13 protein-coding genes are annotated in these 24,912 nt (G+C 64.5%); 10 read left to right on the top strand and 3 right to left on the bottom strand.

Going from position 1 to position 24,912, the window contains the following annotated elements; genetic code table 11:
- Positions 1 to 141: 141 nt before the first annotated feature.
- The gene (locus B5F40_RS12375; protein ID WP_087194589.1) at positions 142 to 1,113 is read right to left on the bottom strand and encodes a biotin--[acetyl-CoA-carboxylase] ligase; all 972 of its coding nucleotides are present in this window, start codon (positions 1,111 to 1,113) and stop codon (positions 142 to 144) included.
- Between the two features lie 811 nt (positions 1,114 to 1,924).
- Here B5F40_RS12375 and B5F40_RS12370 point away from each other — a divergent pair.
- The 4 genes from B5F40_RS12370 (at position 1,925) to B5F40_RS12355 (ending at position 10,935) form a co-directional block, all read left to right on the top strand.
- Positions 1,925 to 2,461, top strand: a complete 537-nt coding sequence (locus tag B5F40_RS12370; RefSeq protein WP_239443045.1) for a TetR/AcrR family transcriptional regulator — start codon at positions 1,925 to 1,927, stop codon at positions 2,459 to 2,461.
- A 192-nt stretch (positions 2,462 to 2,653) separates the two neighbouring features.
- Positions 2,654 to 7,519, top strand: coding sequence for a 2-hydroxyacyl-CoA dehydratase (locus B5F40_RS12365; RefSeq protein ID WP_087194596.1), 4,866 nt, complete (start codon positions 2,654 to 2,656; stop codon positions 7,517 to 7,519).
- Between the two features lie 131 nt (positions 7,520 to 7,650).
- The gene (locus B5F40_RS12360; RefSeq protein WP_087194587.1) at positions 7,651 to 9,087 is read left to right on the top strand and encodes a helix-turn-helix transcriptional regulator; all 1,437 of its coding nucleotides are present in this window, start codon (positions 7,651 to 7,653) and stop codon (positions 9,085 to 9,087) included.
- 165 nt (positions 9,088 to 9,252) lie between these two features.
- A complete protein-coding gene (locus tag B5F40_RS12355; protein WP_087194586.1) occupies positions 9,253 to 10,935 on the top strand; it encodes an FAD-dependent oxidoreductase in 1,683 nt (560 codons plus the stop codon).
- Positions 10,936 to 11,559: 624 nt separating this feature from the next.
- Here the strand turns inward: B5F40_RS12355 and B5F40_RS12350 are convergent.
- Positions 11,560 to 12,288: a DUF4143 domain-containing protein gene (locus tag B5F40_RS12350; RefSeq protein ID WP_087194585.1), complete on the bottom strand. Its 729-nt coding sequence runs from the start codon at positions 12,286 to 12,288 to the stop codon at positions 11,560 to 11,562.
- 1,022 nt (positions 12,289 to 13,310) lie between these two features.
- Between B5F40_RS12350 and B5F40_RS12345 the strand changes: the two genes are divergently transcribed.
- On the top strand, positions 13,311 to 17,537 hold the full coding sequence (locus tag B5F40_RS12345) for a S8 family serine peptidase (protein WP_162610973.1): 4,227 nt from the start codon (positions 13,311 to 13,313) through the stop codon (positions 17,535 to 17,537).
- 117 nt (positions 17,538 to 17,654) lie between these two features.
- On the top strand, positions 17,655 to 17,951 hold the full coding sequence (locus B5F40_RS12340) for a hypothetical protein (RefSeq protein ID WP_087194583.1): 297 nt from the start codon (positions 17,655 to 17,657) through the stop codon (positions 17,949 to 17,951).
- A 918-nt stretch (positions 17,952 to 18,869) separates the two neighbouring features.
- On the opposite strand, the gene B5F40_RS12335 is transcribed toward B5F40_RS12340, so the two are convergent.
- Positions 18,870 to 20,393: an aldehyde dehydrogenase family protein gene (locus tag B5F40_RS12335; RefSeq protein ID WP_087194582.1), complete on the bottom strand. Its 1,524-nt coding sequence runs from the start codon at positions 20,391 to 20,393 to the stop codon at positions 18,870 to 18,872.
- A gap of 821 nt (positions 20,394 to 21,214) precedes the next feature.
- On the opposite strand from B5F40_RS12335, the gene B5F40_RS16005 reads away from it, so the two are divergent.
- From B5F40_RS16005 to B5F40_RS12315, 4 genes are all read left to right on the top strand, one after another.
- A complete protein-coding gene (locus B5F40_RS16005) occupies positions 21,215 to 21,340 on the top strand; it encodes an LPXTG cell wall anchor domain-containing protein (protein WP_140396502.1) in 126 nt (41 codons plus the stop codon).
- A 492-nt stretch (positions 21,341 to 21,832) separates the two neighbouring features.
- Positions 21,833 to 22,279, top strand: a complete 447-nt coding sequence (gene psiE / locus B5F40_RS12325; RefSeq protein ID WP_087194580.1) for a phosphate-starvation-inducible protein PsiE — start codon at positions 21,833 to 21,835, stop codon at positions 22,277 to 22,279.
- Positions 22,280 to 22,504: 225 nt separating this feature from the next.
- Positions 22,505 to 23,359, top strand: coding sequence for a 16S rRNA (cytidine(1402)-2'-O)-methyltransferase (gene rsmI, locus B5F40_RS12320; RefSeq protein WP_087194595.1), 855 nt, complete (start codon positions 22,505 to 22,507; stop codon positions 23,357 to 23,359).
- A gap of 254 nt (positions 23,360 to 23,613) precedes the next feature.
- Positions 23,614 to 24,315 (top strand): M48 family metallopeptidase, encoded by a 702-nt coding sequence (locus B5F40_RS12315; RefSeq protein ID WP_087194594.1) that lies wholly within the window; start codon positions 23,614 to 23,616, stop codon positions 24,313 to 24,315.
- The last annotated feature ends 597 nt before the right edge of the window (positions 24,316 to 24,912 follow it).

Here is a 24,912-nt window from a genome sequence, read left to right as displayed (position 1 = left end):
CCCCGGCCCCCCGCCCGCCCCCCCCCCCCCCCCCCCCGCCCGCCCCCCCCCCCCCGGCGGGCGGGGCCATATCGCCTATGTGCGACGCAACCTTTCGAAGAGCGTGGATTCGCAATGCGGCAGACGTGCGGGGGCGTTCGCTCATGCGCGCGATGTGCTGGCCTCTCCGCAAGAAAGCTCGCGTCGCGTTCCGTCGGGCAGCTCGATCATCAGCTTGAAATCGTCGGTCAAGTCGACGGCGCGCGCCCTGACCCGCGATCCCGCACGCGAGATCACAACATGTTCGCCCAAGAGAAAGCAGCGGCGGCGATACTCGCTATGGAATTCGCATGAGGGAAGGCGCTCGTAAAGGCTCCAAAACCGGTTCAGCATCTCGGCTGCTAGCATGTTGCGCACGGCGGGGCCTTCGTTTTCGAGGAGCGCTCCTGCTGTGTCGGAGATGCCGTCCGGAAATCCCCCGGCTGGCGGCTTCACGTTCAAACCGATGCCCAGCACGGCGTAGTCGAAGCGCCCCGATTCCATGTCGATGGCCCCCTCCGTCAAGATGCCGGCAACCTTCCTGCCGTCGCAGTAGATGTCGTTCACCCACTTGATGAGCGCTTTGCGTCCCGTTGCGTTTTCCACGGCCTGCGCGCATGCCACGGCTGCGGCGCACGTGATCAGCTGCGCTTGCTCGGCGACGATGTCGGGACGCAGCACCACGCTCAGGTACACGCCAGATTCCGAGGGCGAGAAGAAGCGCTTTCCCTGACGGCCCTTGCCGGCCCGCTGGCTCTCGGCCGCAATGACGGTACCCTCGGGTGCGCCCTCGAGCGCGCGGCGTCGAGCCTCCTCGTTGGTGGAGTCCACCTGCTTGCGCACGCTGACGGAGAACGGATGTCCTGGCGGCAGGAAGCCCTCAATCGCTTGCGGCGACAGCAGATCGTTTTCCTGGGAAAGCGCGTATCCCCTGTTCGTTGCCGCGTTGATGCGATAGCCTTCGGTGCGCAGCGCTTTGACGGCCTTCCAGATCGAGTTGCGGCTCACGTTTAGTTGAGCGGCCATCTTCTCGCCCGACAGGTAGCAGCCTTTGCTGTCCTCCAGCAGGCGGAGCAGCTGCTCTTTGGTTCCCATGCGCGCACCTTTCCATCCGGTGCGCGCATGATAGCTGTCGCCTCCCCTTATTGTCAACCTCATACAAAAATTCTAGTGACAATATGTACGAGAGGGCATTCGGCACCGCTAAAGGCTGGCCGTTGGGTGTACCGCGAGCCGTGGCGGGGCGATCTTGTCGATGCGTCGTCGCTCGGAAACGATGTCGCTCGGGAAAGCCCCTTGCTTGAAAACCCACACCCTTATGATCGCGAGTTGCTTTTCCACGTCATTCGCTGCAAGCGCATCCGGAGGTTCTGGGAGGCCCTGCCTCAATACTGTATTCGAGGCTCTCCGTCGATTGCTCACTGCGGAAGCGGTATGGCATGGAGGATAAGAATGATCTAAGGTGCTTTCTCGCCTGTTTTGATTGTATTGTGGTAACATATAAATGCCTTTTGACAAAACCCTTGCGCAAACATGAAAACAGATCTTGATCAGGTCGGTTCACGATGATCTTGAAGCCCATCGATGATTTACGTTGCCAGCGCCCGGGTGCGCCGCGCTTTCTCCTCGACAGTCCGCCGCGCGGTTTTTCGCGCCGCTCCCCGTCTTCTCTCGACCGTTCTTGCCAAACTTCGTCCCGTATCGTACAATCAAAATTATTGAACGACGTGTTGATTATTGGCCGAGATGTCCAATGACCGGAGCGCGTAGATGCTCCGTGCGTCCGCGAGCTGCGCAACGGCGTGGCCGGCTGTTGGGTGTCGTCTGGCCAAGACGACCGGGAGGCTTCGTGGACCGACGCATCACCAAATCGAAGCGCGCGCTGCGCGACGCGCTCATCGCGCTCATGGAGGAGCGTGGATTCGACGCCCTGTCGGTGGGCGATTTGTGCGCGCGGGCCGATCTCAACCGTGGCACGTTCTACAACCACTTCCGCGACAAAGACGCCCTGCTTGCCGCGCTCGAGGACGAGGTCGTGGCCGATCTTGATCGCCTTCAAGAGCGCATGCAGGATCTCACCGTGCGCAAGTTGCTCGGATATCGTGCGCGCAAGCGTCCGCTGCCGTTGCTCGTGGATCTTTTCGACTACCTGCGCGAGCAAGGCGATTTTCTGCATGCGGTGCTCGGACCTGGCGGTGACGTGCGCTTCGGGCCGCGGCTGCGTGACGCCGTGTGCACGAACCTCATCCAATCCATCCTACACGAACGCTATCGGAACAATCCCGAGCCGTTCGTGCAGTACTACGTGGCGTTCTTCGCGTCTGCGTACCTCGGCGTTATCCAGCGTTGGATCGAAACGGGAATGCGGGAAAGCTCGGAGGAGATGGCGCTCATCGCGATGCGCCTGTTCTTCATCAAACCGGGTGAGTCCATCACGTTGTGAGGGGTCGCGATGGAGGCGAAGGGCACTGGAAAAGAGAGCGGCGGTATCGTTTGCGACAGCGGTGCCGACAACGAGAAGATTAAGGCGATCTGCGAGAGCAGCGAGGTCATCATGAACGCAACAAGTGGGAAGGCAGCGGAAGGAACGTCTGAAAGCGTGGTCAAGGCGGAGAAGCCCGTCTCGATAGCCGGGATGGATCCATGCGCCCCATCGGCGGTCGAGCAGGTTTCCGTGCCGATTGATGCCGCCGACCTCCATATCGGCATCGACGTGGGCTCCACCACGGTGAAGCTGGCCATCCTCGACGAAGCGAACGACGTGAAGTTCTCTGTCTACCGCCGCCACCATGCCGATGTGCGCGCCACCATCGTGGAAGTGCTCGAGGAGGCTGCGGCCGGTTTCGGCGACGAGCGCATGACCATCGCCATCACCGGTTCGGGCGGGCTTTTGCTGGCCCAATGGCTGGGCGTGGAGTTCGTGCAGGAGGTCATCGCGTCCAAAACGGCCGTGGAGACATTCATCCCGAAAACCGACGTGGCCATCGAGCTGGGCGGCGAGGACGCGAAGATCATCTACTTCGACCAGGGCATCGAGCAGCGCATGAACGGCACGTGCGCCGGTGGCACGGGCGCGTTCATCGACCAGATGGCGGCGCTTCTGAACACCGATGCGGGCGGCCTGAACGAGCTGGCGCGAGAGCACACCACGCTCTATCCCATCGCCAGCCGCTGCGGCGTGTTCGCCAAAACCGATGTGCAGCCGCTTTTGAACGAGGGCGCGCGCAAGGAGGACATCGCCGCATCCATCTTCCAGTCCGTCGTCACGCAGACCATCAGCGGCCTTGCGTGCGGCCGTCCCATCCGCGGGCATGTGGCGTTCCTCGGCGGCCCCTTGCAGTACCTGCCTGAGCTGCGCAAGCGCTTCTATGAGACGCTTGAGCTGGATGACGAGCACATCATCGTGCCCGACAACGCGCACCTGTTCGTGGCCAGCGGCTGCGCCATTGCCGGTGCTGCTTCCGACACGGCGAAAGCCGAGCGGCTGGTAGACGTCCTGGAGCGCCTCAGAGGCCTTGGGGACGTCCAAGGGACGGAGGTGGTGCGCCTTGATCCACTGTTTGCAAGCGAGGAGTCCTACGACGAGTTCAAGCGCCGCCATGACGGCGAGCGCGTGCGCCGCAGCAGCCTCATGGACTACGAGGGCACGGCCTACCTGGGCATAGACGCCGGCTCCACCACGTTCAAGGCCGCGCTCATCGGCGAGGACGGCGCGCTTCTGTGGAGCCACTATGCCAGCAACAAGGGCGACGTTCTGGGCTGCGCCCGCGCCGCGCTGTCCAACCTGTACAACGACATGCCGGTGGATGCCGACACGGGCGAGCCGCTCGTGACCATCGGCCACGCTACGGTGACAGGTTACGGCGAGCATCTGCTGCTCGAGGCGCTGCGCGTGGATTCTGGCGAGATCGAGACGGTCGCCCACCTGCGCGGCGCGCAGGAGATGCTGCCCGGCGTGGAGTTCATCCTCGACATCGGCGGCCAGGACATGAAGTGCCTGCGCGTGAAGGATGGCGTCATCGACCACATCATGCTCAACGAGGCGTGCTCTTCTGGCTGCGGCAGCTTCATCGAGAGCTTCGCGAGCGGCCTGAACCTCGACGTTTCCGAGTTCGCCCAGACCGCCATCCGTGCCAAAGCGCCGGTCGACTTGGGCAGCCGCTGCACCGTGTTCATGAACAGCCGCGTGAAGCAGGCGCAGAAGGAAGGCGCCACCGTGGGCGACATCGCCGCGGGTCTGGCCATTTCCGTCATCAAGAACGCGCTGTTCAAGGTTATCAAGATCCGCGACCCTCACGATGTGGGCACGAAGGTCATCGTGCAGGGCGGCACGTTTTTGAATGACGCCGTGCTGCGCGCGTTCGAGCAGCTGTCCGGCGTCAACGCCGTGCGTCCCGATATCGCGGGCAACATGGGTGCCTACGGCGCGGCGCTTTTGGCGCGAGATCGTTACCGCGAAGCGACGGCTCGCGCCGCTCGCGCGACCGAGGCTGCCGCAGCGTGGACCACCGACGAACTGGATGCCGCCGCCCCCTCCGCTGCCCCGGTGCGCTCTACCTTGCTCACCTTGGAGCAGATCGAGGCGCTTTCCCCTACGCACAAGACCGTGCGCTGCAAGGCGTGCAGCAACCATTGCCTGCTCACAGTGAACGACTTCGGCATTGACGAGGCCACGGGCAAGCGTCGGCGCTTCATCACGGGCAACCGCTGCGAGAAGGGCGCGGGCGTGGTGGACGAGCATGCGAAAGATGTGCCGAACCTCTATGAGTACAAGAGCCATCGCCTCTTCGACTGCTACGAGCCGCTTTCCCCCGAGGCCGCCACGCGCGGCAACGTGGGCATCCCGCGCGCGCTCAACATGTACGAGAACTACCCGTTCTGGTTCACGTTCTTCACGAAGCTGGGCTTTCGCGTGGTGCTGTCCGATCCGTCCACGAAAAAGACCTACGAAGCGGGCATCGAGTCCATGCCGTCCGAGAGCGTGTGCTACCCGGCGAAGCTCTCGCACGGCCACATCATGAACCTGCTGGACAAGCACCCCGATTTCATTTGGTTCCCGTGCAGCAAATGGGAGCGTCAGGAGGACGAGGGCGCGGGCAACCACTTCAACTGCCCCATCGTGGCCAGCTACGCCGAGGCGCTTCGCCTCAACATCGACGAGCTGCGCGGGTCGAGCACGCAGTTCTTGAACCCTTGGTTGCCCTACGACCGCAAAGAGAACCTTAAGGAGCGCCTGTTCGTCGAGTTGGTGGAGGCGCATCCGGAGTTGATGGGCGAAGGCGTGCCCGCGCCAACGCGCGCCGAGGTTGATGCCGCCGTGGAGGCCGCGTGGGCCGAGGACGAGGCGTTCAAGCGCGACATCCGCGCCAAGGGCGCCGAGACGCTCGCGTGGATGGAGCGCACCGGCACGCACGGCATCGTGCTGGCCGGCCGTCCCTACCATAACGATCCCGAGATCAACCACGCCATCCCCGAGCTTCTGACCAGCTTCGGCCTGGCGGTGCTCACCGAAGACTCCGTCGCGCACCTCGGCACGCTCGAGCGTCCCATCCGCCTCGTGGACCAGTGGATGTACCACACGCGCCTGTACGCGGCGGCGAAGGTGGCCACCGAGCGGCGCGACCTCGATCTCATCCAGCTGAATTCGTTCGGCTGCGGCCTCGACGCGCTCACCACCGACCAGGTGCAGGAGATACTGGAGTCGGCGGGCAAGGTGTACACCGTGCTCAAGATCGACGAGGTGTCGAACCTGGGCGCGGCGCGCATCCGCGTGCGCTCGCTTCTCGCCGCGCTGAAGGACCAGGCCGACGAGGAGGCCGATGGCGCGAGCGCACCGCGCGGCTGCCCGGCCATGTCGATCGACGTAGACGCGCTCGTGGCCGATGCGAACGCGCGCATCGACGCCAAGACGGGGGTCGTGGAGGGGCGAATTGCCGCGGAGCTGGCTGCGGCGAGCGCGGATGCGTCGGGTGCGGGAGGTGCCGCCTCGACGGCGAAAGCGACTGCGCTCTCAGGCGGCGCGGTCGCTCATGCGGATGGCGACGTGGCTTCCGGCTCCTTGGCTGCCGACGGGACTCCTGCCACGTTCGCAGAGAAGGCCGAGCCCGCCGTTCGCGAGCGCTTCCGTCAGCGCGAAGGCGCCGACACGGAGTTTCCTCGCGCGGTGTTCACGAAGGAGATGAAGGAGGCCGGCTACACCATCCTCTGCCCGCAGATGGCCCCCATCCACTTCGACCTGCTCGTAGAGATATTCCATCGCTTCGGCTACAACCTGGAGCTTCTGCCCAGCGTGGACCATGGCGCGGTTGACGCGGGCCTGAAGTACGTGAACAACGACATCTGCTATCCGTCCATCCTGGTCACCGGTCAGATCATGGAGGCCGTGATGAGCGGCCGCTACGACACCGACAAGCTGGCCGTCATCATCACGCAGACGGGCGGCGGCTGCCGCGCCACGAACTACATCTCGCTCATCCGCAAGGCGCTGGCGAGCGTGGGCCTGTCGCATGTGCCGGTGATCGCGCTGTCGTTCAAGGATCTGGGCGAGGACAATCCCGGCTTCAAGATCACGCCGAAGATGCTCTTGCAGGCCGTGTACGCGCTTGCCTACGGCGATCTGCTCATGATGTGCCTGTACCGCACACGCCCCTACGAGGTTGAGTCCGGCAGCGCGAATGCGCTGTTCGACCACTGGATGGGCGTGTGCAAGGAGCAGCTGCGCCGCGGTATGGGCCGGCGCGAGTTCAAGCGCACGGTGCGCGCCATCGTGGAGGACTTCGACACGCTGCCGCTTGTCGGCGAGGGTGCCAAGCCGCGTGTGGGCGTGGTGGGCGAGATCCTCGTGAAGTTCCATCCCACGGCGAACAACCAGATCGTGGAGGTGATCGAGCGCGAGGGCTGCGAGGCCGTGGTGCCGGGGCTCATCGAGTTCTTCCTGTTCGGCATCGCGGGCGGCATCTTCCAACGCCAGCTGGGCAAGACGAAGAAGAGCGAGGTGGGCAGCCGCATCGCGCTTGCGGTCATCGACAGGTTCCGTGCGCCGGTGACCCGTGCGCTGCGCGAATCGAGCCGCTTCGAGCCGCCGGCGAACATCTACGAGCTGGCCGAGTACGCGAGCGAGATCCTATCGCTGTGCAACAGCATGGGCGAGGGGTGGCTGCTCACGGCCGAGATGGTGGAGCTCATCAAGACGGGCGCGCCGAACGTGGTGTGCACGCAGCCCTTCGCGTGCCTGCCGAACCACGTGGTGGGCAAGGCCGTCATCAAGGAGTTGCGCCGCCGCTACCCCGAGAGTAACATCGTGGCCGTGGACTACGATCCGGGCGCGTCGGAGGTGAACCAGCTCAACCGCATCAAGCTCATGATCAGCGTGGCGAAGGCGAACCTCGCCGACAAGGAGGCCGAGGCCAAGCAGGCACGTGATCGGTTCGTGGGCGCAGCCCGCCCGCAGGCAACCCAAGAGGACGCCGGCGAGCTGGAGATCGAGACCGAGAAAGCGTAGCGCCGAGGGGCCGCCGCGCATCGGGACCCCTCGTTTCGCCTGGACGCTGCGGATAGCGGCGGCCCGACGCTTTTTCACTTCAGCTCGCTTTTGGGATCGCCCCGAATGGGTTTCTCGTCGATCGGGGAAACATGGGAAAAGCACTGAAAGCCATACTGCTCGAGTTCGAAAAGCATCGTCTTCTCCTTGGGGCGCTTGTTGCGTTCTGGGGATTTCATTACGTGGTGTTCTGGAGTGAAGCGTTCGCCCCTCTCCCCTCGTATAGCTTTTGGGGAATTGGCGGTGATGCGCTTTGGATCGTGGCGGTCACCTGCAACGCGCTTGCTCTCGGGGCCTTCTGCCTCGGCGCCGGTCGGGCGTCGCGTGTTGATTTCATGCGCCTTTCGCGGGCGGCTGCATGGTTGACTGCGGTGGGCACCGCGCTGCTTTCGTGCGGACTTGCGTGCTCGCGGGGCATGGGGGAGGCGGCCTATTTTGCAGGCACGATGATGCTGGGCTTTGGAACCGGATTGCTCATGGCGTGCCTATCCAAGGTCGTCAGCGGAGTGACGCCTAAAACCACCTACATGTGCATGGCGGCCTCGTTTGCGGGCGGGGCGTTGCTCGATCTTGTCGTTACTGCGGCGCTTGTCCCATTGGCTGCGCGCATGGCTATGGTTGCCTTGCCTTTTGCGTTTTGCTGGGTGTATCGCCGCGAGTTGGTGCGTCAATCTGCCGAAAAGCCGCAGATCGAGGAAACGCCGTCGCAGCCTGCCGAGCGACCTTCGTTCGTTTTGGGGAGTCTGACGAGTCTGGTCGTAGTCATCGGCCTTTCGGCCGGGTTGATGCGTGGCGTTGGTTTGGGCGATGAACTTACGTTTGCCGAGGGCCCTCTGTTCGTCGGAACGGTTCTTGTCACCGGGTGCGTTCTCGTCCTGTTCTCCCAGATATCCGACAACGCGAAGCCCACGCTGCTCTTCCAGATCGTGGTTATCGTGATAGCTGGAGCTTTCGTGGCGCTTGCTCTTGTGGCGCATCAGCCGAAGGTCGCTTTTGCCTTGCATACTGTGGGCTTCCTCTGCTTTGTGCTGCTGGTCTGGTTCTTCTGTTCGTATTACGCTTGGTCAAGCGGTCGTGGTGCATGGGCGTTCTCGGTCGGGCTGTTCGCAAACCAGGCTGGTCAGGCTGCGGGCAGCTTCCTGTGCGTCGCACTCGTGGCTTTGTTCGGATCCATCGACTCGGCGCTTTTGTATGTTTCGTTCGGCATGGTGTACCTGCTGTTCGTTGCGGCGCTCGTGTATTTTTCGGCGGCCAATCGACATCGGAAATCGATTTCGGACGCCCCCGATCCGCTTATGGACAAGGCGTTGGATGCGATTTCGAAGCGGTGCTGTCTCACTCCGCGAGAACGTGAAATTGCCGGGCTGGTCATGCGGGGAGACAGCCGCAGCGCCATTTCGGAGGTATTGTGCGTTTCTCAGGAAACCGTGAAAAGCCATACGAAGCATCTCTATCAAAAACTCGGCGTGCATTCGCGCGATGCTCTTGTTCGCCTAGTTCGGAATGAAGCGGAGGATCAGATGCTGTAGCTGGTTCGGCGATAATCGCAGTTCAACGTCGCTCCCCCTTAAGGGGGAGCGACGTGGGCAGAAGATTTCCCCCGCTATGGGGCTGGCGTCCGGTTGTCTCCCGCCGGTACATTCATTGCGGTCGGCCGACGGTCGATTCAGGCAGATCGGATGAAGGAGGGAGCAATGGAGCTAAATCGAAGAGATTTCTTGAAAGGCTTTGCTGCGAGTGCGGTAGCTGCCGGAGCCATTGGGATGACGGGATGCTCGCCAGCCGTAAGCGGCTCGAATGCCGAAGGGAAGCAGCGTGCGTTGCAGGAAGAAGGGCGGACAGGGGCGACCGGTGCGCACAGTTGGGATGTTGCGCCTCGCGCAATCGATGACATCGCGGACGTCAAAGACTACGATATCGTGATCGTCGGAGCAGGTCCATCCGGCTGCGCCGCCGCCGAAGCCGCCGCATCGGCGGGAGCGACGGTGGCCGTTATCGAGCAGGCTGCCGGCTACACCGCGCATGGTGCCGACAACGGAGCGATCAACTCGAAGGTGCACCGCGATGCGGGCATCGACATCGATCCGAGCGAAGCGACGCGCATCCTCTTCAACTTCTCGCAAGGCACGGTGAACCGCGATCTCGTCTATACCTGGGCATCGCGCTCGGGCGAAGTGTTCGATCATTTCATCGAGCTCTGCGCGGCGCGCGATATCCCCGCCATTCTGGCTATATCGGACACTTCCAAAACCGACTGGGATGCTCTGCCCGATCAGTTCCGCGAGTTTCGCACGGGCGTGACGTTCGGGAGCGAAGAAGAAGGCGTCGTCATTGACGCCGAGAGCTTCACGTTTGTCGAATCGCACATCGTTGAAACACTGCTTGACGAGGCGACATCCAAAGGTGCCGAAGCGTTCTTCAACACCCATGCGGAGCAGTTGGTCGGGGATGCGCAGAGCGGCATCACAGGGGTCGTGGTTACGACGGAGGACGGAAACCATGTTCAGTTCAATGCTTCGAAAGGCGTGATTCTGGCAACGGGGGATATTTCCGGCAATGAGGAAATGCTCGCATGCTGGGCGCCCATCGCGCTGCGCGCGGATGTGTGCCAATATTTTCCGGAAGGTGGCAACAAGGGCGAAGGCATTCTCATGGGCGTGTGGGCCGGCGCGGCCGTCTCGAAATCGCCCGCGGCACCCATGGTGCATCCCATAGCGTCGACGCTCCCCCTTTCAGCGCTGTCGATGTCATGGTTGGCAGTGAACAACCAAGGGAAACGGTATTGCTGCGAGGTTCCGTACGAGCCTTACATCACCAATGCGCGCATGAATCAGCCGGGAAACGTGGGCTACAGCATCTTCGATGGGGCCTACGAACAGAAAGTGCGGGCCCAAGAGCCCGATACCGCCGACAAGATGCTGGCTGGGGCGGCCGAGCGCATAGCCGAGGGCGTTGAGAGCGGAGAGATGTGGCAAGCGGATACGCTCGACGAGCTGGCGGCGCAACTGGGCATTCCGGCAGACGCCTTTAAGGCGACGGTGGAGCGGTACAACGAGCTGTGCGCGAGCGGCACCGACGTCGACTTCGGTGTGCCGGAACGTTTTCTCGCGCTCGTCGACACGCCGCCGTTCTACGCGCAACCTGTTCCGGCCGTCACGCTGACCGTTCCATTCGGCTTGCATGTGGATCGGAACTCCCAGGTGTGCACCGATCGGGATGAGCCCATTGCGGGCCTGTTCGCCGTCGGCAATGTGCAGGGAGACTTTTTCGGCATGTCGTATCCGGTCACATGTCCGGGCATCAGCCACGGTCGTGCCCTGACGTTCGGGCACTTGGTCGGCAACGCGCTGGCGAACGATACGCTCATCAACGAATAGCCTTGACTTTGGTCATGATCGAGCGAGCTTTCGAAGCGGGCGCTGCTCGGCGATGTCGAGCAGCGCCCATTCGTCATGCGGATGAATTCGTCGGCTATCGTTTTGGGAGCTCGGATATGTCGCTCTCGAGCGAGCGAGGCGGCACGTTGCGGAATGCGTCTGCGTGTGGAAGCGTGCTTCGTAGCGGGTGCGCTAAGGCTGAGCGGCGAGCTTCCTCCGCTAAACCAAGGCCGACGCGAGTCCGCATTCGCTAGATCTTGGGCAGAACCCTTGCGACCGGGCGTTGCGAGGTCCTCGTTGCGTGGGCCTTCTTAGGCGCTGTCGAGCTTTGCGTGGCGATCCGGTCTGCATCGATGACGGTTTTGCGAGCGAGCGGGCGAACGTGGCGCAGATCGCGCTTCGTGCATAGGTTGGTAGTTCCCCATCGAGGCAATGGCGAGGTCCGGAAAAGCCCGATCAGGGCTTTTCCGGAAGCAAGCCGAAAGAGGGAAGGCCGCAGCGCCAATGCGAGCGCGAAATCTGTGCACAAGATGCGATCTGTGCCATTTCGTGTGGTTCTTTCCGCCAATCTTGGTTGATGGGCAGGTTCAGGGGTTCGCGTCGGGTTTCGCGTGCGACCGACCCTCAAGGCGCGAGGGCGCGGATGGAGATGACGTAAATGCCCTCATCCGCTTTGCGGGCATAGAGGGAAAATCCGGTGATGACGGCTATGAACTCGGATCCCCCCACGTGCGCCTTGGGATTGCCGCAGGGCTTTGCGTGCAACCGCTTGAGGCTTGACACTTTGGCAGGCACCCCTTCTTCGCCGACCTTGATCTCGAAGGCGGTCCACCTTCCATCTGCCAGTTCGATGATCGCGTCGGCTTTCAAGCCGGAATCGTCGCGATAGCATCTGACCGGCTCGAACCCGATGTCGGGTACGGCTTGAGCGTGCACGAGGAGGTCGCGAATACATGGGCTCTCGAAAATCGTTCCGGAGGTCTGCCAGTTATGCACGAGCGCCGTAGACCCCATTCCCGGTTGGGCTGCGGCAAGGGACGGGTCGGCGAGGTAGCCCTTCGGCTTTACGTAAAGGCGTTTGGGCAACCTTGCCTCGGGGATCCGGCCCGGTACCTTCACCAGCAAATGCAGAGGCTTCAGAAGGGCGAGGTAGGAAGCCAGCGTTTCGTGCGACAAGGAGGTTTTTCCGAAGGGCTCGCTTTCTTCGAGCATGTCTGCGAGAAGTGTCTTGCGCGTGGCCGCTTGTCCGAGGGTCAGCGCCACCGAGGCCACCAGCCTGCTGGCGATATCGGGCTTCTTCCTGCGTCGGGGAACGCTTTGTGCGTAGAGGAGCCGCAGGTATTCGCGCGCCACCGTCTACGCGTCTGCGGCATCCATGTCGATGGCCTCGGCCACCCTCCTTTGCATGCGATATCCACCAAAGGGAGGGCGTCCTTGCTATCGGGCGTCATCATGCCGCGGGCGAAGATTCCCTCGAAAAGCCCCTTGAGGGAAGCGGTGCCGACGGAATCTTCCGATTCTGCGGGGGAGAGGGGTGCATGCGTATCCTCCCTATATTGCCTGCGCCGCTGTGCCGAGGCCTCTCGCCATCCCTGGGGATGGCGGTGTCGGAGAGCCCGTCAGCATCCAACCGCCGCGAAGAGAGCGCTGTCCATCGACCTTGCGGCACACGTTATCCCATACGCGAGGAGCCAGCTGCCATTCGTCTATAACGTGCGGCTGTTCTTCCAACGTCATAAGGCCGGGATCGGCAAGGGCTGCGGAGCAATCGTCGTCCGCGAAGCTGACGCTTTTGCCATGCACGCGCGCCGTCCATGTTTTCCCGCACCATTTGGTGCCGGATATTTCAACCGCTCCGAACAGGGAAGGTGGCGTTTTGCTTGATCGTCGACTATGCGTGGAAGATGGGATTCTCTGAGGCGTGCAAGGTCTGTCATGGGGGCTTTTCACCTTCTTCGCTCGCATGAGAGAGGAATCGGCGTTTTCCGAATGATCGACCCGACGTTTTCCGAATTGCTAACGCTGGCGATTGTTTGCCGGAAATTTTCATCGGTTTGCACTTTTCCGATGTTTTTGGGGAAGGCATGGCATGTTTGGGAATTGGGCGATAGCGGTGATGGCGACAATGGGCGAAAGCTTCGCGCACGAGTTGTCTCGCCCTCGACGCCGGCCTTGCGGCGAGGGGGCAAGGAGGTGCGTATCGGCTGATCGAGTTGGGGCGAAGTGCGGCTTGGGTGGCCAAAGACGCAGATCGTAGGGTAAGTGGTGCGTTTGTTGCTGTTTTGTTGCTCATGACCCTCTATTATGTAGGGAACTATGAAGAGAACCAGCTATCGAACGAGCCTATTGTTCGCATGCGAAGCGAAGGAGAGACGATGAAGGGAATGAGGATCGCGCTCGGAGCGCTGCTGGCGTGCTCGCTCGTGCCGGTGCCTGCGGGTGCGGCGTGGGCCGACGAGCCGACTGCGGGCGACGGCTCGGGTGCTGCGGGCGAGGCTACCGCAGCGCTACCGGCGCTTGAGCCGGGCACGTACGTCGAGCATGAGGCCGTCGCGTATGTGATGGACGGCGGCGCGCTGCCGCTTTCGGCGGACGGAGGCGTGCTGGACGGTGCCCAACCCCTGATGGACGTCGATGCGGATGCGGCGGCCGAGGCGTTTGACGGGGCCGCGGATGCGAAGGAACCCCAGGCATCGGCAACGGCGCGTTCGCTTGCCGCGTCCGACGGGGGTGGGGCGACGGCTGGCCGTCTGGTGCTCGTGCGCGACGAAGCCAAGACCACAGAGCAGCTCATCGCCGAGCTCGAGGCCGATCCGCGCGTGGTGTTCGCCGAGCCGAACGCCGTGGTGGAGACGGGGGACGCCGACAGCGGGGCGCAGGCGGCGCAGGACGCGGCGATAGCCCAGCTCGCCGAAGAGGCGATCGAAGGCTTGCAGGAGGAAAGCGGCGCGCCGACTGCCGGGGTGGATGGCGCGGGCGGCCTCGAATCTGCGAATGGCGGAGAAGGGGGCGGTGCGGCTGCCGGGGACGACGACGCGCATGGCGCCGGCAGCGCCAGCGGCGAAGGAAGCGCCGGCGACGTCGAAGGTGCGGTCGACGGCACGAGCGAGGGCGCGGACGGCGAAGATGCGGAAGGCGACGCCGACGGCGCGGACGGCGACGGCGACGACGCAACCGACGTCGTGTTCGGCGAAGACGACGACGGCCCCGCTGCCGACCTCGACGATTTCGTGTGGGGCTTTCGCAACGATGGCCGCATGGGCGGCATTTCCGCCGACGAGGCCGTTGACATGGGATATGCGGCGTGGCCTGACGCATCCGCAGCGGGCGGCCTCGACGAGGTGGTCGTCGCCGTCATCGATTCGGGCGTGGACGCCTCGAACCCCGACCTCGCGCCGGTCATGTGGAACGAGGGCCTGACCTCCGGCATCGCGCCCACTGGCAAGGAGGACGAACACGGCTTCGCGGCAGCTGCCGACGCGACGGCGGGTGTCACGTCCACCACCGGCATATCCAGCTACCACGGCACGCACGTGGCGGGCACCATCGGCGCGGCGTGGGACGGCGAGGGTGTCTCGGGCCTCGCGCCGAACGCGCGCATCATGGCGGTGCGTCACAACGACACGCTTGCCGGCATGTTGGAGTGCTTCGACTACGTGAGCCGCGCGCGCGACGCGGGCGTGGACGTGCGGGTGACCAACAACTCGTGGGGCTTCGGGCAGGGCATGTGGCGCTCCATCGATGTCGCGGTCACGCAAGTGGGGCGGCAGGGCGTCGTGAGCGTGTTCGCGTCGGGCAACTCCGCTTTCGACAACGATGCGGCGGCCAGCACGGCCACCACGCTGGCCGACAACCCCTACGCCATCGTGGTGAACGCGCTCGATCCCACGGGAGAGGCGACTGCGTTCACCCAGTACGGCGAGACGGCCACCGACGTGATGGCTCCCGGATCCACCGCGCTGTCCACGTACGCGACGGGCGAGGCGAACGCCGCGCGTGTGACCGACGGACCGATCTACCTTGGAGAAGAGGATGCGGATGCGGTGCTGTACGAGAGCTTCGATGCGAAGACGCGCATGGACGAAGGCGTGGCTTCGGCTTCGGGTGAGCCGGTGCTGTCGTTTCTCTCTGAAGGAGAGGGGCAGGCGGGGGAGCCTGTCGGCGAGGTGGTGACGGGCGGCAAGCGCTTCGACGGCGAGGCGGCCTACGAGCTGCCCTATGTCCCTCCCGCTTCGGAGAATCCGCTGATGTCCGTTGTCAGCAGCGAGGTTGATCTGTCGGGGGTGGCCGAGAAGCCGACGCATGCGAGCATTCGCTACACCGCCGATTTCGAGGGAGGCGTTTCGGGCATTGCGCAGGCTGTGGCGGCTGTGCCCGTCATCGACGAGGGCGGCGGCTCCGCATGGGCGCCGTTGACCGCGCAGGCGGGGTCGTCGTTCGGCTTGGGCGGCGATTCGTGGAACGGCTTGAGCGTCGAGCTTCCCGAGGACACGGATTGGAGCCATTTCCGGATAAAGATATTCTACGCGCTGCTTGAGTTCTCCATGACGGGCGGGGTCCAGGCGGTGGGCGGCCCGGCGGCGGGCACCTTGGTGATCGACAGCATTGGCTTGGGCAGCGATCTGGTGCCTTACGCCTACATGCAGGGCACCTCGATGGCGTGCCCCGCCGTGGCCGGCGCGGCGACGGTGATCGCTGGGCAGGGGCTGGCCGACGTGGCGGACGACGAGGCGAAGTCGGCCGAGAAGCTGGCGGCGCTCGCGAAGGGCGCGGCCGAGCCGGATGCGCGCTACGGCAGCCTGTGCTCCACGGGCGGATACGCCACGGTGGATGGCGCGCAGAATCCCGGCCCGGCCATCATGGCGGTGCGCGACGCGAACGACGCTGTGGAGGTGGAGGGCTACTTCATGCCCGAGGGCGCGACGGTGCGTTTGGGCGACGCGGAAGCCGCCGTGGTCGGTCGCGAAGACCTCGGCGGCGACAAGGCGCGCCTGACGGTGCGGAAGCCCGAGGGCTTTTCGGGCGGCCAGACGGTCGTGCGCGTGGAGGCGAACGGAAAACTGACCAGCCACCGAGCCGATTTGGGCGCGCGTGCGGACGCGACCTATTACGACCAGACGAACCTGCCCGTTCCCGAGGAGCTGACGCAATGGGGCTCGTGGCAGCTCGTGGGTTTCGACGGCGATATCTACTGCTTGCCGCGTACGAGCACGCTTGGCGCGGAACCCGATCCGTTCGATCATCTGCTGCGCTACCGTCCCGATGCGCAGGAGTGGGAGCAGGTGCCTTTGCCGACCGATGCTGTCGGCGCTGCCAGCCCCCAGAATCTCGTCGATGTGTCGGGCGCGACGCTTGATGGCGCGCTGGTGCTGCAGCTGGGCTATGCTTCGGGCGCCGTCCGTTTCGTTCGCTACACCGCCGACGGGGCTTGGGAGGCGATGGGCTACGGCTATGCGCTCAACGGGCCGGACAAGCCGCTTTTCGGCACGTTGGCAAGCGATGGCGAGGAGCTGTATCTGTTCGGCGGCGCGGTTCTCGCCAACGGCGCGGCTGTCGACAGCTCCGCCGTGTACCGCATCGATCTCGAGGCTGCGCCGGATGCCGCGCCCGAGAAGTGCGGCGAACTGTCGACCGGCCGCATCCGTCCCCAGGTCGCGTACGGCAACGGGGCGTTCGCGGTGTCGGGAGGCGTATCGCTGTCCTACCAACTGGGCGGCGTTGCGGGCGTCGAGATGGTGACGCCCTCGGAGGGCGGCTACGATTGGGACACGGGCGAGGAGCTTCCCACCGGTTGGCTTGCGGGAGGACCGGTGGACACGACGGCGCTCGTGACCGAGACAGGGCAGATGGCCTGGGCGTCGGGTGCGCTCGCGGACGGCTTCGCGCTCGTGGGCCCCGAAAGCGACGACGGCGCGTCCGACACGTACCTGCTGGACGTCGAGGGGGCCTTTGCGCCAACGGCGTACGAGAAGCGCGCTTCGTGGCAGAAACTGCTCGCTCCGGCGGCCACGGCGTATCGCGGGCAGCTGTACGTGTTGGCATCTGCGCAGAACGAGCCGTACCGCGTGTTCAGCGCCACGGCGATGGAGACGGTCGAGCAGCCGGGCGACGTACCGGCGGTGCCCGACCCCGAGTACGCGAGCGCCGAGGCCGTGAAGCAGCTTGAGGACGCCATCAAAGACGCGCGCAACGATCTGACGCAGACCGTCGTGAGCGCGGATGGAGCCGATGTGGCGAAGGGCACGCCGTGGGTGACCCGTGCCGCCTACGACGCATTCGAGGCGGCCATCGCCGCTGCCGAGGCGGCCGTGGGCGTGGAGCGTCCGCTTGCGAGCGACATCGAGCGCGCCGCCGCGGACCTTGCCGCCGCGCGAGAGGCCTTCGATGCCGCGAAGGCCGACGGCTTGAAGGCGGGCGGCGGCTCCGAGGAGAAGCCCGGTGCCGGCTCCGATGCGAAGGGCGACGGCTCGGCGTTGCAGAAACTGGCCAGCACGGGCGATGCGCTTGCGTGGGCTCCGCTTGCGCTCGGCTCGCTCGTTTCGGCGGCGGGGGCGACGCTTGTCGTGACGACGCTTCGCCGTCGATCCTCGAGCGAGAAGTGACGCGTGCTGCGCTTCAGGCGACTTATATGAGATCATAGGCGACCGGGGCTGCACAGCCCCGGTCGCATGATGGATGCGCCCGACTGCTGGGCGGGTTGCGGAAAGAGAGGAAGGCCGATGGGTTTGTTCGGTTCGGGAAAATCCGACGAGGAGAAGCTTCAGGAGCGCGTTGCGAAGGCTCTCGACGAGATGGGTATCACCGTGGAGTCGGCTGCCGAGAAGGACGGGTCGGTTCATGTGGGGTGCTTCCAAGGCGCGTTGGGGTTGAGTTCGTACAAGAACTTGTCGATGACGATGGAGGGAGTGCTTGGCTTCCTGCAGACGAACGGACGCGAGATCGTCGATGTGAAGGTGAGCCCGTGCGGCTCAGGCGACACCATTATGAGCCAGTTGGTGACGGTTTTGTATCGGTGAAGGGGTTGTCGGCGATGAAGGGGCAAGTCGTCATGAGAAAGCGGTGCGGGCGGGCGATGTGACGCGAACGAGCGGCTGCCGAGCTCGCGCTGGACGTGCAAAGCGCGGACCATACGGAAGAAACGGCCGATGCGAAGGATGAGGGCTCGCAGGGTTTTGAACCGGACGATGCGCAGGCCGCTTGGGGCGGGATTGGGGAATTCGGGCCGGCGCCCAAGCCAGGGCCGTCGGTTGCGGAAACGATCCGCATTGCGTGATGCGAGCGGCGCTGCGCGTGTGGCGCTCGGGCAAAGGGCCGAAGGGCTTTGCAGTGGCCGGGGAGGTGCGCGGCGGTCGGCATTCGCACCTTATGGCAGCGCCGCGTTCGCGACCACGCCTTGCGCCTAGGCTCGCGCTCGCGGGTGCGGTGCCCCTGCGCCTCGCGGCAGCGTTCGGCGTCGTCTCGTCGCGATCGCCTTGTCGTTCGACGCCTTGCGTTGCGTGCTCGGGCATTTCGCATGATGCGGTTCCGCTAGGTCGTCTTTCCCTGTCGTCCGGGCTCGGTTTTCGCTGTGCGCGGTAAAGCGTGAAAAGGCGTCGACGTGCATTGCCGTCGTAGGCTCTCATACGCGCAAAAAAGCGCATCTCGTCTGATTGGGGCAATGATCGATAAGCGCCATCCGTCCTTTTGTCGCTCCGTGCCGTCGGAGCGGCTTCGTCAAATTGCAGCAGAGCTCCGCGTCGCATGGCGAGGCAGGCCGAACTTCGCGCACGGGTGGAGAGGCGAACAGGGAACCTGCGTTCGTCGATGCTCCATCGAAGGGCTGGGGCGCCGCCTCTCATCCGTCGACCGGCCATGCTTTCGAAGATCGGGCCGTTCTGCCCAGACGGCCCGATCATGTGCGCGCTGCGAACGACGCTGCCCTGCACCATGTCCGATCAGAACGGATAGGCGCGAGGCGCGTGCTGGACGCTTGTCCAATGAGTGCGCGTCATCTCCTCGAGGATCCAGCGTCCGTTGAAGCGCCCGAGCCCGGAGTTCTTCTCGCCGCCGAACGGCACGTGCCGCTCATCCGCCACGGTCATGTCGTTCACATGCGTCATGCCCGCGTCGATCTTGCGGGCGAACGCAACCGCGCGCTCCACGTCGCCGCCCACTACAGCCGACGACAGCCCGTAGTTCGTGCGGTTTGCAAATCGCAGAGCCTCGTCCTCGCCATGCGCGACGATAATGGGCGCCAAGGGGCCGAAGCTCTCCTGTTCGGCAATGTCGAAAGCGGGATCGACGTCCGTGAACACGACGGGAGGCATCACGAGGCCGTCCGGCTCGCCGCCGAGCGCGAGCGTTGCGCCTTGGTCGCGGGCACGTGCGATCTTCTGAAGAAGGTCGGAGAGCTGCGCTTCGTTGATGATGGGGCCGATGTCGGTGGCCGGATCCATCTGGTTGCCGCATGCGAGCTTCGCGGCGTGCGCGACGAAGCGCTCGGTGAACTCATCGGCCAGTTTCGCATCCACGATGATGCGGTTCGTGCTCATGCATATCTGCCCTTGGTGGAGGAAGCGTCCGGCGATGGCGATGTTTGCAGCACGTTCCGCATCGGCATCGTCGAGGACGACGAGCGGCGCGTTTCCGCCCAGCTCCAAGGCGAGGCGCTTCATGCGCGATCCACCGAGGGCCTTTGCGGCGATGCTTTTTCCCACGGCGGTAGACCCGGTGAAGCTGACGAGGCGCGGTACGGAGCTTTCCACCATCGCGTCGCCTATTTCGCCGCCGCGCCCTACCACCACCGAGAGCACGCCGGCGGGCAGGCCGGCCTCCTCGTATATCTTCGCGAGCAAAAGTCCGCCCGCGATGGGCGTGTCGGACGCGGGTTTGAGCACTACGGCGTTGCCCACGGCGAGGGCCGGAGCAACCGAACGGTTCGATAGGTTCATCGGAAAGTTCCAAGGGCTGATCACCGCTATCGTGCCGAGCGCGCGGCGGTACACGCGGTTCTCCTTGCCGGGGATGTCCGAGGGCAGAATGTCGCCATCCATGCGGTAGGGAAACGACGCGGCTTCTTCGGCCGCATCGCGGGCGGCGGTCACCTCGAACTCGGCTTTTGCTCGAATGCCTCCCGTCTCGCGCTGCACCCACGCTATCAGCTCCTCGCGTCGTGCGTCGAAGATGCGCACGGCTGCGTTCATAACTGCGGCCCGCTCGGAAGGCGGCGTCTGTTCCCAGGCGGCCTGTGCTTGCTCGGCGATCTCGAAAGCTTGTTGCACGTCGTTCTTGTCGGCTAGCGTGTGGACGGCGAGGGTGCTGCCGTCGTAGGGGTTCACGTCGCGGGCGCGCTCGCCGCTGCCGCCGTCGCGCCAAGCACCGGCGATGAAGAGCTTGTCGAGGCCCGTGTATGGTGTCGGAGGCGGGGTGGTGGCTTCATGCGCATCAGGGGTGCGCGTGGGTGCGGGGGTGGTGCTCATGGGCGTTCCTCCTGTTCAGTCGGCTTGGGCGCCCAGTATAGAGTTGCGCGTCGGAGGCGCTTCGAAAGCGAGTGCTCCGTCAACGAACGGTTGCGTTTCGGGAGCCGCTTTGTGGCTGCATGGAAAGGGGCCGCTTCTTCCCGGTGCTCGGTTTCGGAGGGCTTCCGATAAAGTGCTTTCTTTAAAGAGGGGCAAGCGGCCTGGGCGTGTTCCCGTGCATGTTGCAGCGCGCTGGTCGAGCTCTCGGGGAACCCGTTGCGCGCGGGCCTGCGACGCAAAGCTCTCGAGCTTTTCGTGCCCGGGAGTCCATCGGGGCAAAGCGCCCCGCCGCGCCTCTTTGCGTCCTCGGCAGCGCCGGTTCTCGAGCTTCAGATCTGCGAGGAGGGGTCGCTTGGGGCCGCGCCAATCCGAGGGCTTCGGTAGTGGGTCCTTCCACGGTACGCGGTGATTTGTCTGCGACCTCGGGTTTCGGCTCGTATCGTCGTTCTCGAAACGCGAACCGGCTTCGAGGGCGCGCTTTCGGGCGGCGCGAGAAGGTTCGGGAAAAGCGGCCCTTCGATCCTCGCTTTATTTTCGGGAACGAACCGGGAATGCGTTTTGGCGTTCCGTTCTCGTTTGTGGATGAGGGCGTTGCGCTTCAGGGCGACTGCGGCGTGCGGCTCGTCCTTTGCCGACGTTCTGCGCATCGACGTCTGCCCGATGCCGAAGGGTCGAAGGCCGATGCGGTGGCAAGCGTCGAAAGGCTGCGCGTTTGCCAATTCGGCGTACATGACGGACAATGGTCGCAACGAGAAACGACGAAACCGAAGGAGGCGACCGGTATGGGGCTTGCGCAAGGTGCGTTGGCGGGCACGGGGGACAATCCTCTGCCGTTCATCGTGGGCGGCGTTGTTGTTGTGGCGCTCATCGTGCTGGTGGCGGCGTTCGTGCTGATGCGTCGTAAATAGGGGGTCTCAGAAGACCTCTCTTTGGCGGTTTCCGTGCCGTTTTGCCAGCCGCCCGTTCGTTTCGGTTCGGCAGGCATGGCGTGCCGCTCGGGCGCGGGTCGCGGATTTCGTGCCTGCCCTCTGCGATCTGCCGGCTCGGCGCGCATCGATCCATCCGGTCGCGATTCTCGCGCCGACTCCGGGAATTTGTTCCATGATGCTCGTGCCGGTCGGTTCGTGGCGGCAACTCGCTGCGAACCGACCGGTTCTCTTGTCTTTCCTCTTGCGGCGGCAATGGCGAACCGTTCGTGGCGAGGGCTTCTTGCGAAGATGCCGGAGGCCTTGGTCTCCGATTCCTATTTGATTGTGATATAGTATCATTTAAAGAGGAAGGGCTGATGCCTTGGCTCCGCCCACGCCTCCCGTCTGTCCATGCCGGGCGGGTTCCGGATCCGGGTTTTGAAGGCCCGTGCCGCTCCCGCCCTTTATTTTGCGAAGGAAGAGAAAACCGTCATGACCGATGTCTCGAACGAAACCGAAAAAACCGGCGATCCGCTCAGGTTCGTCGCCGATCCTAAGACCATATCCAAGTTCATGCAGATGTTTCTTTCGGGCGTGCTGTTCGTCCTCGGCGGCATTCTCTCCACGCTCCTGCTGATGAACACATGGTCGCTCATACTCCTTATCGTCGAGACGCATCAGACGAGCGGCAACGAGATTCTCGGCTCCATCGTGACGTGGTTCCTGTATTTCGAGTTTTTGGCGCTTATCGCGAAGTACTACCAGTCGGGACTCCATTTCCCTTTGCGCTACTTCATCTACATCGGCATCACGGCCATCATCAGGCTCATAATTCTCTATCACGACGATCCCGTCCACACGCTCATCTTCTCAGTCTCGATCCTCGTGCTTCTGCTGGCCTTGTATCTGGCCAACACCAAGCTGCTCAAACGCGAGTAGCCGAAAGGGCGACGGAAGACCGCTCATCGAGCGGGGCCGCCCCTCGCGTGCCGGGCGAGTTGTTTTGGCCGGAGCTTGGCGCGAGAAAGCTTGCGGTAAAGCATGATCGTTCTCGGGCGCGTCGGCTTTCTTTTGTCATGGTCGGCAAAATCCCAAAGGGCATTTGCCAAGGTGCTTTCTTTGGCCGAAAATGAGGCGGTGCGAAAAAGCCTCGAAGGGAGCATCATGGTTGGCAAGCTCGTCGTATGCCCCACGCCGATTGGGAATCTCGGCGACATGACCGCGCGCTCTGCTGAGTCTCTGCGTGCGGCGGACGTCGTATGCGCCGAGGACACGCGCGTGACGGGTAAGCTTCTGGCGGCGTGCGGGATAGAGAAGCGGTTGGAACGACTCGACGAGGGGCTTATAGGCGAGCGCGTGAAGGCCATCGTCGCTCGCGTGAGGGCTGGTGAGGTGATCGCCTACTGCTCCGATGCGGGCATGCCGGGCGTATCCGATCCGGGGTTGCGCCTTGTGCGCGCGTGCCGCGACGCGGGCGTGCCCGTGGAGGTGCTGCCGGGGCCGACGGCTGCTGCGACGGCCTACGTGGCAAGCGGTTGCTGCAACCCGCGCTTTTATTTCGGCGGCTTCTTCCCGCGCAAGGATGCCGAGCGCCGCGCGCTTCTGGACGCCTTGCGGGCGCTCGACGCCGCGCTCGTGTTCTACGAGAGCCCGAATCGCGTGGCGGGAGCGCTCGCGTGCATCGCCGAGGCGTTCCCGCTGCGAGAAGCGGCCGTATGCCGCGAACTGACGAAGTTGCATGAAGAGGTGCTGCGCGCGCCCGCGCCTGCGTTGCGGGACGAGCTGGCCGAGCGCGAGGCTGCGGGCGGCGTGAAGGGCGAGATCGTGCTGGTGATCGACGGGCCGAGCGAGGCGGAGGGCGCGGCCGCGCGCTCCGCGGCCGTCGATGGGGCCGCCGCGCGGGCTGACGAGCTGCGCGCGGCGGGGCTGCGCACGAAAGAGGCGGCGCGTCGGCTGATGGACGAGTTCGGCATCGCTCGCAACGAGGCGTACGATCTGGCGATGGGGAGAAGGTCGTGAGGGCTCTTCTTCCCGTGTCGCACGATGATGGAGTTGCTGGCATGCTGGCGGGCGGTTCCGCGCGGTGCGGCCGTCCTATCGCCGTGCAAGAGGGGAGGACCGCTCGATCGAATGACTGCGCAACGGTCGCGTTCGCATGCGAATGCGAGAGCCTCGCGTGGAGGGACGGTTGCACCTCCGTTCGTGGCTGCGATCGGGCGGGAGCGTGCGGTTCCACGCTCGATGGCCGATCATGCGGAGGAGCGGTGGAGGACATGAGAGACGCGGAGGAGGTTCGCGCGGGCGGGCGCAGGGGCGTGGCGGTTGCGCTCGCTTGCGGGCGGGCGCGCTCCGCTGCGAGAAAAGGCGATCGCGACGGGCTCGTGTCGGTGAGCGCTCGTGTCGGGCGCGGACGCGGCGCGGCGGTGGCCCCGCCCGAGGAGTTCGAGGTTGACGGCATCTCTGTCACGCTTACGCGCAAGCGCGTGAAGAACATCAACTTGCGGGTGAAGGACGCAAGCGGCCGTGTGGCCATCTCTGCGCCGCCGCATGCGAGCCGCGAGGCCGTCGCGGCGTTTGTGCGCGACCGCCGCGCATGGATCGATCACGCCCGACGCACGCTGGCGGCCTCCCCTCGCGACAGGGCTGCGACCGCCGCGCCCGACGAGGTGGCCGAGTGGCGCTTGCTCGTCGAAGCGTGCGTTCCCGCGCTCGTTGAGGCGTGGGAGCCTATCATGGGCGTGCAAGCCCGCAAGATCGTCTACCGCAACATGACGAGCCGGTGGGGCAGCTGCCAACCGGCAACGGGGCGCATCTGCATCAACGTGCGCCTTGCGCTCTATCCGCCGGAGTGCTTGGAATACGTTGTGGTGCACGAGCTGTGCCATTTGCTCGAGCGCGGCCACGGTCCCCGCTTCCAGAGCCTCATGGATGCCTTCATGCCCGATTGGCGCGAGCGTCGCGCGAAGCTGCGCTGACCGTCGCCCCGTCGTTTCTCGCCTTGGGGGCGACACCTCCTCGCGCTCAAGTCGTTTTCTTTCCTTCGCTTCCGCCGAGGCTCCGTACCTCGCGTCTTTCAAGCGGCGCGATTGGGGGGGCGGGGTGCCGATTCGGCAGGTTGCGTGCCGCAGCCGCTTCGTGCGTATGAGGGAACGCGGTGAAAGCGCTCCATCGCAAGCGGTTCGGCGGGCGAGACGGGGCGGGAGCGATCAGGGCGTGCGAACGATGGTCGCCCCGGGCGGTGCCGCCGACAGGGGGCGTCCCTCCCGGCGTGTCTCTATCGGTCGTCATCCGCGGCGACCCGTCTCCGGCAGCAACACCCCCGGGGGGCTTCGCGAGAGGCAGGGCGGAAGGGCCGTCCGGGGCGGTCGGCCAGCGACCCCTCGGGGTCGGCTCCGACCATATTCCCAAGGCGCGGATGGATGCAAAAGAGCCGACCCGGAGGTCGGCTCAAACTGTAATGGGACGGACGCGGATTGGTCGTGCCTCGAAGCGCGCTTGGCATCAGGATACGCGAGAAGCCCTTTCGGATCGTCTTGCAGCGCGTTTCGCCGCCGCCCGCGCGCTTGACGGGG

The organism is Gordonibacter sp. An230 (assembly GCF_002159915.1).
Lineage (GTDB): Bacteria > Actinomycetota > Coriobacteriia > Coriobacteriales > Eggerthellaceae > Rubneribacter.
The sequence above is the reverse complement of the archived record's forward strand: the minus strand, read 5'-3'. Positions and strand labels throughout refer to the sequence as shown.